Here is a 12560-nt window from a genome sequence, read left to right as displayed (position 1 = left end):
CGTCAATTGCATGGGGTATGGAAATGTGTAAAACTTCAATTAAAGAGATCATGGCATGAAAAAACAAAACACAATTCCTGAGATTACACTCTCTCCAAAAGAGGTGACAGCACTGTTGAGCAGTAGGCCGCCGCGGTCTTTGCTGCGGACTGTCATGAATGCCTTGAGCACCTATCCCTATTGTCTTAAAATCTCAGGACTCATTGGGCATTTCACTGATGAATATAAATCAGAAATATTTCATCTACTAAAAGCGCTTAAAACAATTGCTGATCCGTCGTCTTCTGCGAAGGTATCAATGACAAGAGTAGAAATAAAACCTGAAGAAAGTCGCCAAAAATCGTCAGTGACACGGTACAGCCGTACAGATCAAAAGATCTCAATGCACACAGACTCTAGTTATGACATGAACCCCCATAATATTATGGGTTTTCAGTGTATTGTTCCGGATCCTTCTGGTGGGGTCAGTTTCTTAATGCCTATTGATCATCTGTTAGATAATCTCACTGAACCTGAACAGGCATTACTGCGTGAAGATCTCTTTCCTTTCAGAGAAGGGACAGTGCTGCCTATCTTATACGATGATGAAGAAGGGCCCTCAATCCGCTATTATAGAAGTCAACTGGATATCGCCCTATCAAAAGAGAATGCTTTGCAGGAGAAAGTCGGTCCTTTACTGGATAAAATCGATGGCTTGTTGGGGCAGGAAGATGCTCATCTTCAAGATGCCATGGGTGCAGGCGAAATGATCTTGATCAACAACCATAAAGTCTTGCATGCGCGCTCGGCTCTTAGTGATAAAAGTAATCGACTTATCTATCGAGGACGCATTTCTATTCATCCAACCCTGTCACATCTTCGGTTGTCATGGTGGCCCCTCAAGATGATAAAAAAATTATGGTATGCCATCCGAAAGTCTATACCCGTCGATATGAGTGCTGTAGACAAACAGATTAAAAAAGCATTGAGACAAGACGATTTAAAAACTGCAGCGGCATTGATAGAATCCTATTTTGATGCTTTCGCCTCTGATAGTTCGCGGCCTTTTCATTTGGCCGCGATTTATGGAAGCCTCGGTGAAAAAGAGAAGGCTGAGAGAGCGAAGAAAAAGGCCTGCCAACGACGTCCTCTAGTGGCTGAAACCGAGATGAAGAAAGAGCGTATCTCTGTGATGACAATCAGAGGTTTTAAGGACGGCAAATATATATATAAAAAGTCAGCTGGTCGCTATTCTCCGTCGCTTATGCAAGGGCATTTTTCTTTACGAAATTTCCTGCGCTCAGATGAGTTCAATATAACAAAATTAAATCATTATGATCAAACGGACTGGGCCTCGTTGGCAACGCCCGACGTAGACATTTTTGTCAATACAGTCGCTTGTGCCGAGCGCATGAAAGAAGGATTGACTGCCCTTGAAACTTTTGTTGAGAACAGTGGATGTCGCCGCATTATAAATCCGCCTCGGAATGTTTTGGAAACAACAAGGGTGAAAAATTATCAGTCCCTCGGTGCCATACCAGGTCTTGTCTTTCCAAGAACAGAGCTCTTCACTGTTGAAGGGCTTTCTCTCCTTGCGGTCATGAAAAAAATTGATGAAGCGGCCCTGAACTATCCCATTATCCTAAGACCTTCCGTGACCCATACAGGAAAATTTGTGACCCTTGCCAGAACTAGAGAGGACGTCGAGTCATATTTTGAAAGTCACAGGTATTGGGGCGATTATTATGCCATAGAATATAGAGAAACGGTTACGGATGAGGGACTGTATAATAAGAATAGAACATTCTGTATCGACGGCACCTTTTATCCTGTTGCGGGTTTGCACCATGATCAGTGGAATATACATTCTGGTGATCGCTATAGTGTGATGGACAAGCAGAAGAGATTACAAGAATGGGAACAAAATTATCTAGAGAATTTCCATGAATTTCTTGGGGAGGGTTTAACGGCGTTACACGCCATAAGAGATCAGCTTAAATTGGACTTTTTTGGCGTAGATTTCACCAAGCTCCCCGACGGACGATTGTTTATTTTTGAAGCCAATGCGTCCATGCGGCATAATTTTGATCATGCAGGTAACTTTCCATACACTCGGCCTTATCTTGATAAAGTGTCAGAGGCCTTTGATCGGATGATAAGCCAACGCGTTTCTTCTCAGTAATGCGGCGGCACTTGGTGTTGGATCGCTCCCCCAGAGGATTGTTGCTCTAGAGCATAGAGTTGATCATCCAGTTGCTTGATCATTTTTTTCTGATTCTCTATGAGATCCCACTGCCTTGTGACCATGTCGTTCAAATGATCGATGGTTTCTTGCTGAAAGGCCATCTGGGTTTCCAGTTCAATTACACGGTCTTCAATGGTTGCTTTTTCAGTCATGGTCATTTTACCTTTAGTCATTCGGTGGATAGGGCATCTTGTACGCTCTTCCCCCTCATGTCGCAATCTTAATTATCGGCGTCTCCAAGACTCTTTTCGTCCTGAAGAATTGAAGAGACGGGCAATTTCACCAAAACTTCTGTTCCCTTCTTCTTCACTGAATTTACCTCAATAGTGACGTCTATCAATTGACTAAGTCGCATGACTAAGGCAAGTCCAAGGCCAGTTCCTTCTTGTGAACGTGAAAAACTGCTCTCTAACTGCTGGAAAGGCTGCACGGCTTTGTCTAATTCTTCAGGGCTCATCCCTAAGCCTGTATCTGTAATATGTAAAATATGCGTGTTTTCGTGCGGCGTCACAAAGAGATCTATAGACCCTAATGCGGGCGTGAACTTAACGGCGTTCGATAAAATGTTGATGACGATTTGTTTGAGAATGCGCTCATCACTTTTTAATTTAACTTCTGTTTTTTGATATTGAATTGGTAATTGTTTCGCCAGAGCCAGAGGCTGGCAAAAAGCAAGACTGTCTTGAATAACTTGGTCTAGATCAAAGGGGGCATTATGGACCTCAAAGCGACCCGCTTCTAGCTTAGAAAGGTCCAAAATATCATTCAAGATTGAGAGCAGATGACTACCGCTGCTCTCAATATGGTCCAGATATTCCCGTGCCTTTATGCTGTCCATAGGAACAATTCCCAGTTTTAACATTTGTGCATAGCCAATCACTGCATTTAGAGGGGTTCTCAATTCATGGGACATGGTGGCCAAGAATTCACTTTTGGCGCTGTTAGATTGATTGGCCTCTAGAGCTTTTCCTTCTAATTCTTTTGCTAACGCTTTTAACTCATCTTCCTTCTTTTCTCGGCTTCTTATTTCTTTCGCTAGGCGAATGATCCCAGGAAACCAATTGGCCAAGCCATAGGCAATCAATATCGTGCCTGCCGCGTAGGCAAAGGGTAGAAATGTTTGATTTAATGCGAGGCCATTGTTGAGATCTAAGACCAAGGGTTTAAGGACAGGTAACTCTTCAAGATAATCTATAAGGCTGGCTAAAGAGATGATCAGGCCTCCAAAGAGCAAAGCCATATAACCTTTGTCTTCCCCTCCAAGATTTTTTCGTGCAATTAGGAGATAGATAGGTACAGCAGAGACCCCTAAAAATGTTAAGAGCGATGGATGCCAAATCCCTTCTAACATTCTATGTGCCTTTCTCTTTCCAAGTTTCTAAATGAGGTATAAGGTTCAATTTACTTTAAATAGGAATATGTATGAGTCCAGTATTATATAGCTTTCGACGATGCCCCTATGCAATGCGTGCGCGTCTTGCCATAAAATCTTCTGGTTTTTCAGTGGAGATCAGAGAGGTTGTTCTGCGGGATAAACCTCAAGCGATGCTTTCGATCAGTCCCAAAGCGACTGTGCCAGTCTTAGTCGTATCACCGGACTTACTTCTTGAAGAAAGCTTAGACGTGATGCGATACATCTTGGGAAAGCATGATCCGCAATCATGGCTGTCTTCTGATACGGAAAAAGCAAAGCCGCTCCTTGAGGGGCTTCATGCCTTTTTCATACCTGAATTAAATAAGTATAAATATGCCAAAAGAGATTATGACAATATTGATCCTCTGATACACCGCGAAAAGGCCCTAAGTTATTTAAGGGAGTTGGACCAAAAGCTGGCAAACGGCCGAGGCCTTATTACAAAAGAGAAAGGGTTTGTGGACTATGTTATTCTTCCGTTTGTTCGACAATTTTCAATGGTAGAACAGGCCTGGTTCAACGATCAAGACCTTCCTAATCTTCGACCTTGGCTGAAGACTTTTTTAGAAGGTGATTTGTTTCAATCGATCATGACAAAATATAGTCAGTGGCATGAAGGAGATGAACCTCAATTCTTTTAGGAATGGATTGGACTTTCTATAGTCTCCATGATAAATAGTTTCACATGAAACTTAAAGGCCGTGGGAGCATGCAGATGACAGATCAAAAAGATCTTACGAAAACCAGTATCGATATCTCTGAAGAGACAGATATCCATTGGTCTCAAGATATTTCATATGGGGGCTATCTGAAACTTGGAAAATTATTGGAATGTCAAGAGCCGCTCTCGGACGAACATGATGAAATGTTATTTATTGTCATTCATCAATCGGCTGAACTTTGGATGAAATGTTGTATCCATGAATTAATGGCGGCTATGGAATGCGTAAAAAAGAATACCCTCGGCCCGGCTTTTAAGATGCTTTCTAGAATTGCGCGCATTCAAGCTCAACTCGAGCAGAGCTGGGATGTTCTTTCGACCTTAACGCCCGCAGACTATGCGAAATTCCGAGATCAATTAGGACAATCTTCTGGTTTTCAATCGTATCAATATCGCACCATAGAATTCGCTTTAGGTAATAAAAATGCTGCGATGATTAATGCTCATAAAGACAATCCAAAACGGTATGATGCTTTATCTGCGACCTTACATGCACCTAGTTTTTATGATTTGGTTATTGCGTTGCTTGCGAAACGGGGCTTTCCCATTTCAAAGACACAGTTACAGCGCGACTTTTCTCAGCCTTATGTGGCTGATGAATCTGTGGAAAATGCCTGGCTGCAGATCTACCGTAATCCTGAAAAAGAATGGGAACTATACGAACTTGCAGAAAAGCTTGTAGATTTGGAACATCAGTTTCACAGCTGGCGCTTCTCTCACATGAAAACGGTGGAGAGAATTATTGGATATAAACAGGGAACAGGGGGTACTGGGGGCGTATCTTATCTTGTCAAAGCCCTGGATATTCGCTTTTTCCCAGAGCTCTGGACAGCACGAACAAAAATATAAAGCCAAAGGATTTTGGATGTCTAAACCTATTATTGATATCACCATGACTCTCAAGCCCGGGATGCCGGTCTGGCCAGGAGATTCTGACTTTTCAATGGAGTGGGTCATGAGGATTTCAGATGATTGCCCTGTGAATGTGAGTAAGTTAACTTTATCACCGCATACAGGCACTCACATGGATAGTTGTTTCCACTATGATTCCAAAGGTGTGTCTTCTTCAGAAATGCCTTTAGAACCCTATATTGGAAAGGCTTTGGTTGTTGATGCCCTTCACTGCGGTGACTTGGTAACTCCTGAGCATATAAAAGATCAAATTCCAGACACTATTGAGCGAGTACTTATTCAGACGACGGCAGAATACTCGTCAGACAAATGGCCTTTTGGGTTTACTGCCCTGCACCCTGATACTGTTGAATTTTTGGCTACGAGGGGGTGTGTACTGATTGGGATAGATACCCCGTCTATGGATCCTCAAGAGAGTAAGAAGATGCCGTCGCATCAAGCAATCGCTGCCCATAAAATATCAATTCTAGAGAGCTTAAAATTAGAAGCTGTTAATCCGGGCTATTATGAATTAATTGCCCTTCCGCTAAAACTTGAAGGATGTGACGGTAGTCCTGTCAGAGCCATCCTCCGCCCACTGGATGAAAACTTATGATAACACTCGAAGAATGCCGAAAGTGCGACCAATCAGACTCTTTGGCCTCCAAAAAAGCTCTTTTTAATTTGCCGGAAGGTGTGATTTATCTGGACGGAAATTCTCTCGGCGCGCAACCGAAATCTGTAGTGCCGCGGATGCAAACAGTGTTGTCGCAAGAGTGGGCGACGGGGCTTGTAAAAAGTTGGAATGATGCGAATTGGGTTACGCTTCCTCTGACGGTTGGTCAAAAAATTGCTCCCTTGATTGGCGCTGTACCAGAAAGTGTGATTGCCACAGATAGTACATCATTGAATGTTTTTAAATGTGTCGCTGCAGCATGCGCCTTGAATAAGGGGCGGAGAAAAATCCTGTCTGAACCTGGTAATTTTCCGACGGATTTATATATGCTGGATGGTCTTGAGGCCTTCATGCAGGGAGACTTGGAAGTAGTCATTAAACCCCGTGAGGAACTTCTTGATGCAATTGATGAAGAGACAGCTTGTGTTCTTTTAACCCATGTTCATTATATTTCGGCAGAAATGTGGGATATGAAAGCTATGACAGCCGCAGCCCATGAAAAAGGGGCCTTGATGGTTTGGGACTTGTCTCATTCGACCGGCGCAGTGCCTTTATCTTTGGATGATTGTGAGGTCGATTTTGCTCTTGGGTGCGGGTATAAATATTTAAACGGTGGTCCAGGAGCACCTGCTTTTGCCTATATCAATAAGAGACATTTAGGCTCTGTGAAGCAGCCCCTGTCTGGGTGGTTTTCACATAAGAGGCCCTTTGACTTTGTCGATGATTTTGAAGGGGCGCCTGATATTAGAGTCATGCAAGTTGGTACGCCAGTCGTGTCAGCGATGGCTCTCTTGGATGAAGCACTATCCCTTTGGGAAGACGTTGATTTAAAGACTCTTCGAGAAAAATCATTGGATTTAACAGATCTGTTTTCTAGGCTAATGGACGATCAGCTTACAGGCTATGGTTTTACCGCGGTTACCCCTAGAAATCGCTCAACAAGAGGGTCTCATATAACCTATCGACACCCGGACGGATATGCCATCATTCAAGCATTGATTGATCGCGGTGTAATTGGCGATTTTAGAGCCCCAGACCATCTTCGATTTGGGGTGACTCCGCTGTATGTGGGCTATGAAGATATTTATCAAGCAGTTATGATCTTGAAAGATATCATGAGCACTCAGTCTTACAAGCAGGACAAATATACTGTAAAAAATGCAGTGACTTAATCTACTTCTGCTCTATGTCTGTATAGAAAGAAAGATGAAAGAGAATAGTATGTCAAAAATGAAAACTTTAATCGCAGGGCTCTTGCTCAGTTTTTCCCTTACACTAGCTGCTACAGCAAATGATAATTTCCATAGCTTTAAGCTTGAATCTCTGGCTCTGGAGCCAATGAGTTTTGATCAATATAAAGGCAAAGTCGTGTTGCTGGTGAATACAGCCTCCTTTTGCGGATTTACGCCTCAATATGAAGGGCTTCAGGCGCTTTATGATGAATATAAAGATAAAGGCCTTGTTGTCGTGGGTGTGCCTGCTAACAATTTTAATGAGCAAGAACCCGGCTCTAACAAAGAAATTGCCGAATTTTGTGAAAAAACATATCAGGTTAAATTTCCAATGACCGATAAGATGGAAGTTGTTGGGGCAAAAAGACATGCCTTGTATACTTGGCTGGCATCAAAGCTTGGCGAAAAATCGGCACCGCGTTGGAATTTCCATAAATATTTGATTGGTAAAGACGGCGAACCTGTTGCGTATTTTTCATCCCGAGAGCGGCCACAAGGGACAAAGATTACCAAAGCTATTAAATCTGCTCTTGCAAAATAATGCTAAGAAGCATCAAAGAAATCAGGGCGTCATGTTGACGCCCTTTTTTGTTGCAATCATGCTGGGGTAAATTTAGCATGCGTTGAGGGCGAAAATTATGATCAAACATTTGCACAAGACTTTTACAAAGGCTGTCACCACTTTCACGGCGGTAGGCATTGTGGCCCTTATGGGGACAAATGCACTTCTGTCTCAAGAGGTAGATCGCAATGCCCGTCTGTTGCAAACGCAAGAAGACATAACTTGGTTGATGAATGAATTTCATGCTGCCTCTGGGATACCCGGGGTAAGCCTAGCCATTGGTTATGGATCAAATATTCTTCTCGAAAAAGGGTTTGGTCTCTCGGATATTAGCGGTGAAAAACCTGTTTTGCCAAGCACTCGGTTTCGCTTAGGCGAAGTCGGCACTCTCTTTACAGCCAGTGCCATTATGAAGCTGGTGAGCGAAGGACGCGTTGATCTGGATGCCGATGTGCGCAAATATGTCCCTGAGTTTCCGCAAAAGAGAGGGGCAGTTACCATCAGACAGTTACTGTCCCATACTGGAGGCATTACTCACTTTGATTTTAATGATTATAATCGCGGTCAAAAACATATTAAAACATTGAGAGAAGCTTTAAAACAGTTCTCTGTGAGACCTCTGTTGTCTAACCCTGGCTCCCGCTATGTCTACTCTTCATATGGCTATGTTTTGTTGGGCCTTGTTATAGAAAATGTCACAGGCCAGTCATATGATTCTTTTTTGAACGCAGCAATTTTATCACCTTTGCTGATCAACGATCTCCACTTTGATAATGCTGGAAATAGGCCGGATAGCGAGACTAAATTTTATAATCGGTTTGAAGAAACAGCAGAAGTGGCAGCTGAAAGAGACTTTAGTTATGTTAAGCCTGCAGCTGGAATTAATGGAACACCTGCCTCTGTCGTTAAATTACTTGCCAGTTATTGGTCTGGACTCATCTTAGATCCCGTGGAATGGATCAAAATGTTGAAAGCGGTGCCTTTTTCGGACAAGGCGCGCCAGAATTTGGACTTTGACCCTGCTCTTGCTTGGCGCTTGTCGCGTACACGTGATAACGACCTCTTCTTTCATATGGACGGAAAGACCATAGGATCGACATCTGCTTATTTAAGTTATCCCCGATATGGCCTTCATGTTGCTTATGCTGCGAATGCCCGAGCAGATTTGGACGCTCGTCATACCAGTGAAACCTTAGTTGAGCCGATGCGTTTATTTGTGAAAGAAGACTATAACTTTCCTCAAGATTGTCCTGTCGGTGTTTATGAGTATCGGGGCAATTTTGGTGCAGAATTCACCAAAGGTCAGATGACAATTGTTGATGAGGGGGCACGGTGCACTGGCTTGATTGAGACGCCAGGGCAATTTAGGGCGCGTTTCATCTCTAAGGGCGCACCGCTGCCCGATCAGCTCAAGTTATTGAGATTGTCTCACGATGAAAATGGGCACACCTTTGCAGTGGTTACCCCTCTTGGTTTATATCAAATACCCTTTAAAAACCGTGAAAATGGTTTAAAAGGGGCTTTAACGCTCGCCGGGAATGTTACCTGGGTGATTAGTGCTGAAAAATAATATAGTGAGTCCTATGATGCCGTATAAATATTTATTAGTTTTCGTTGTTGGTTTCTTGTCTCTCAGTGCTTGTGGCGCTTGTAGCGCTTGGGCAGAAGATAAGGACTTCGAATTATACAAAGAAAGTTTAGAACCTCATGCGGATGTCAACAAAGCCCTCTCAAAAGCTTTGGAGGAGAAGAAAAGATTAATTTTGGTTATTGGGGCCAATTGGTGTCACGATAGTCGTAGCATGGCACGAAAGTTGTCTACGGCTGAGATGAAACCTTTGTTGGATGAGCATTATATCATTCACTACACAAGTGTCGGATATTATGATCAAGCCTTAGATGTCTCGCCTCGCTTTGGGTTGCCTGTAATTTTAGGCACTCCGACAGTTATGATTATCGATCCGTCTTCCCATGAAGTAGTGAATAAATCTACCCTTCACAAATGGCGGAATGCTTACGCTATTGATTTGGAGGAAACAGTTCATTATTTCACTGAGCATGCCACAGCGAGCTCCTCAGTCTCGGAAAGGCCACCTATCAATAAAGCGGCTCTTGCTAGATTGAAATTATTTGAAGAGCAAATGGCTAAAAGAGTGTTGAAGGGATTTCGTCACGTAGGCCCTCAACTCAAAGCTTATAAACAAGGGAAAGCCCCAGAGTCTTTTAATGAGGAATGGAACGAATTGGCAAAATTCAGGTCAACACTTGCGAAGGACTTAAAGCGATTAAAGACGCAGCTTCTGCAGGATCCTGAAAAGGAATTAATCTTACCCACCTATGAGGGCTTTAGTTGGAATGAATAAACATTAATCGATTTAATCGATTAAAATCGATCTGACAAAGTTGTGATTTTAAATAAGACTAATTTACTCATAATATGATCTAAGAAGAAATTCTGACCGTAGAGACTATGGTAAGAAGGAAGAGGAGATCATTTATGCCTGATGGACAGCTGCGGCAACCTCTGGAAGGAGAGTGCGAAAACAGTTCACCAAGAGTCCCGCCTTTTGAGGTTCAATCCGCGCCGCCAAAAAACGATGGCCCAGTCGATTTAGATCGCAAGCAAATTCAAAAAGCCATGCGCGAAAAGCTTCTTGAACGTGAAGAAGAATATGAACTGGCTGTGAAGTGGAGAGATCATCAAGATAAAAAAGCGCTGGATATGTTCATCCGTCCGTATATGAGACTTGCTATTTCTATAGCAAGCCGTTTTAAAGTCTATGGTCTTCCACTGAACGATCTCATCCAAGAGGGGAATGTCGGCCTTATGCAGGCAGCCAACAGGTTTGACCCCGATAGAGAAGTGCGCTTTTCAACCTATGCCAGTTGGTGGATTAAGGCCTCTATTCAAGATTTCATTTTGAGAAATTGGTCAATCGTGAGAACCGGAACAACAGCTGCTCATAAATCTCTATTTTTTAATTTCAAGCGCGTGAAGGCGCAAATTGATGGGTTGAGTGAGGGACCCCTCTCGCAGGGTAACCGTCAGAAGCTTGCAGAAGAAATGGGAGTTCGCACCAAGGACGTTGAATTGATGGAAGGGCGTCTGTCTGGGGTTGATAGATCGTTGAATGCACCCATAGGTGAAGGAGAAGGATTTTCATGGCAAGATACGCTTGAAAGCATGGATCCCACGCCAGACCAAACCGTGCAGCACGCTGTTGATACAGCAAAAACAAAAGCGATCATCCAAAAAGCGATGAGCAGTCTTACAGACCGTGAAGTGATGATTGTATCAGAGCGTCAACTGTCTGGTGAGACGGTTACGTTGGCTTCTTTAGGAGGGCGGCTCGGCATTTCAAAAGAGCGAGTGCGGCAAATTGAAGCTCAAGCGATGAAGAAGCTTAAAATTCGGATGATGTCAATCATCGGAGACCCCTACAAAGCAGGCTTGCTCGGCACCTAGATTTTCTGCCTTGAAAGTATGATAAGGCGGTCCTTCTGATCAACAGTAATCAAGGGACCGCCTTTTTTCTCAGTCCATCCTCTGACCATGATTTTAATCCCTTTAAAGTAATCCTTGTTTGGGTTTGAAGTAAGCCTATCAGTATTGAAATAATGAGGTATAAAGTTGATAGGAACTTTAAGGGTGAAATCTTCGTAAATTTGCTCAGAAAAATTCAAATAAACATAAGGCCCCCGACGGGCACTCTTGTGAACAACACCAATGATTGTTTCAAAAGAGTGATAGGGAATAGTTTGCACCTGTGAGGCAGCTTTAGGACGGTATGGTTTGTGGTTCCATAGTCCACGTTGGTTTTTGCGGGCAGTTTCTTCAACTTTATAAAAATAGAAGGCTGCCTTTTTTTGTCCCGAGTAGGGGTAAGTCCATGCAAAACCCTGTTGAACCATCGTGTGATTGAGGAGATCATTCGGGGCATCTCTTAGTGCTGGATAGACCACCAGTCGACCTTGATAATCTTTGCGACGCCCTTCACAGTAAAAAATGAGCGCCTTATTTTTGATGAGACGATCGAGGGCATGTCTAGCAGCAACAGCATAGGGCCAACTCCGATCTCGATCCACTGTACCGACATCTTTGTAAAAAAGCATTGGGGCTTTGATAGCAGCCAGTTTTATAGACTCACCAGATTTCAATATAAACCGATCACCAGAAATGGCCTTCGCTGCGGTCCCTGTTCCACATCGTGTCAATCGATCCGCAAGCGGCGGCAGATTCGCTTGGGTGATATGTAAAATGGAGAATGAAAAAAGTGAGAATACGGTAAGTAGCTTCATGATTTTACGGGCCTGAGAGAGATGCTTGTTTGAACATGCTCGACCCCCGGTGTCCGAAATAATTCATCATTGAGAAAGAATTCATATTGCCGAATAGTATGGGCTTGAATTTTTAAAATATAATCCGCTTGGCCAGTGATGGAATGACACTCCAATACAGCTTTAGACATTTGCATGGCCGTCTCAAATTTTCCTACTGTATCTCGACTATGTCTATTCAAGGTAATCATGGCAAAAGCAACCATTTCAAAGCCCAGCTTCTCATGGTTAACCTTTGCGCCATACCCCGTGATTACTTCCATATCTTCCAAAGCTTTTATGCGGCGCCAAACTGAGGCTTGGGAACTGTTTATTTTTTCAGCAATTTGCTGATGCGATAATTTGCTATCCTCGATGATTAGGTCGAGAATATCTTTGTCTTTTTGATCTAAGGATATCATGAATATATTATACACTGTTATTTGATAAATTTGAATATAAAATTCAACTCGTGCAAAAAAACACCTAATTTTGATCACATAATTCAGGGTATGTGCTGTAA

13 protein-coding genes are annotated in these 12560 nt (G+C 43.0%); 9 read left to right on the top strand and 4 right to left on the bottom strand.

The genetic code is table 11. The features are described from left to right. The first annotated feature begins 55 nt into the window (after positions 1 to 55). The gene (locus QGN29_RS03570) at positions 56 to 2161 is read left to right on the top strand and encodes a TauD/TfdA family dioxygenase (RefSeq protein ID WP_310799302.1); all 2106 of its coding nucleotides are present in this window, start codon (positions 56 to 58) and stop codon (positions 2159 to 2161) included. On the opposite strand, the gene QGN29_RS03565 is transcribed toward QGN29_RS03570, so the two are convergent. Together QGN29_RS03565 and QGN29_RS03560 are read right to left on the bottom strand one after the other, a co-directional pair. Continuing rightward, positions 2155 to 2376 carry a SlyX family protein gene (locus tag QGN29_RS03565; protein ID WP_310799301.1) on the bottom strand — a complete coding sequence of 74 codons (222 nt, stop codon included), beginning with the start codon at positions 2374 to 2376 and terminating at the stop codon, positions 2155 to 2157. The two genes, QGN29_RS03570 and QGN29_RS03565, sit on opposite strands and share 7 nt — an antisense overlap. A 68-nt stretch (positions 2377 to 2444) precedes the next feature. Next, a complete protein-coding gene (locus tag QGN29_RS03560; protein ID WP_310799300.1) occupies positions 2445 to 3575 on the bottom strand; it encodes a sensor histidine kinase in 1131 nt (376 codons plus the stop codon). A gap of 71 nt (positions 3576 to 3646) precedes the next feature. On the opposite strand from QGN29_RS03560, the gene QGN29_RS03555 reads away from it, so the two are divergent. From QGN29_RS03555 to QGN29_RS03520, 8 genes are all read left to right on the top strand, one after another. Then, entirely contained in the window at positions 3647 to 4279 is a 633-nt protein-coding gene (locus tag QGN29_RS03555) for a glutathione S-transferase N-terminal domain-containing protein (RefSeq protein WP_310799299.1), read from the top strand. A gap of 74 nt (positions 4280 to 4353) precedes the next feature. Beyond that, positions 4354 to 5208 carry a tryptophan 2,3-dioxygenase gene (gene kynA, locus QGN29_RS03550; protein WP_310799298.1) on the top strand — a complete coding sequence of 285 codons (855 nt, stop codon included), beginning with the start codon at positions 4354 to 4356 and terminating at the stop codon, positions 5206 to 5208. A 16-nt stretch (positions 5209 to 5224) separates the two neighbouring features. Continuing rightward, positions 5225 to 5866, top strand: coding sequence for an arylformamidase (kynB, locus tag QGN29_RS03545; RefSeq protein WP_310799297.1), 642 nt, complete (start codon positions 5225 to 5227; stop codon positions 5864 to 5866). Then, entirely contained in the window at positions 5863 to 7098 is a 1236-nt protein-coding gene (kynU, locus tag QGN29_RS03540; protein ID WP_310799296.1) for a kynureninase, read from the top strand. The genes kynB and kynU overlap by 4 nt, the downstream gene beginning before the upstream one ends. 49 nt (positions 7099 to 7147) lie before the next feature. Further along, a complete protein-coding gene (locus tag QGN29_RS03535; protein WP_310799295.1) occupies positions 7148 to 7699 on the top strand; it encodes a glutathione peroxidase in 552 nt (183 codons plus the stop codon). Positions 7700 to 7796: 97 nt separating this feature from the next. Beyond that, positions 7797 to 9290 carry a serine hydrolase domain-containing protein gene (locus QGN29_RS03530; protein ID WP_310799294.1) on the top strand — a complete coding sequence of 498 codons (1494 nt, stop codon included), beginning with the start codon at positions 7797 to 7799 and terminating at the stop codon, positions 9288 to 9290. A 13-nt stretch (positions 9291 to 9303) separates the two neighbouring features. Then, positions 9304 to 10083, top strand: a complete 780-nt coding sequence (locus tag QGN29_RS03525; protein WP_310799293.1) for a thioredoxin family protein — start codon at positions 9304 to 9306, stop codon at positions 10081 to 10083. Between the two features lie 134 nt (positions 10084 to 10217). After that, entirely contained in the window at positions 10218 to 11186 is a 969-nt protein-coding gene (locus QGN29_RS03520) for an RNA polymerase factor sigma-32 (protein ID WP_310799292.1), read from the top strand. Here the strand turns inward: QGN29_RS03520 and QGN29_RS03515 are convergent. Together QGN29_RS03515 and QGN29_RS03510 are read right to left on the bottom strand one after the other, a co-directional pair. Further along, positions 11183 to 12019: a thermonuclease family protein gene (locus QGN29_RS03515; protein WP_310799291.1), complete on the bottom strand. Its 837-nt coding sequence runs from the start codon at positions 12017 to 12019 to the stop codon at positions 11183 to 11185. The genes QGN29_RS03520 and QGN29_RS03515 overlap by 4 nt on opposite strands. Next, on the bottom strand, positions 12016 to 12459 hold the full coding sequence (locus QGN29_RS03510) for an Lrp/AsnC family transcriptional regulator (RefSeq protein WP_310799290.1): 444 nt from the start codon (positions 12457 to 12459) through the stop codon (positions 12016 to 12018). Before QGN29_RS03510 ends, QGN29_RS03515 begins: the two co-directional genes overlap by 4 nt. Between the last annotated feature and the right edge of the window lie 101 nt (positions 12460 to 12560).

Origin of the sequence: Temperatibacter marinus (genome assembly GCF_031598375.1) — a bacterium.
GTDB lineage: Bacteria > Pseudomonadota > Alphaproteobacteria > Sphingomonadales > Kordiimonadaceae > Temperatibacter > Temperatibacter marinus.
Note: the sequence above shows the minus strand (reverse complement) of the source record. Positions and strands in the feature narration are given on the sequence as shown.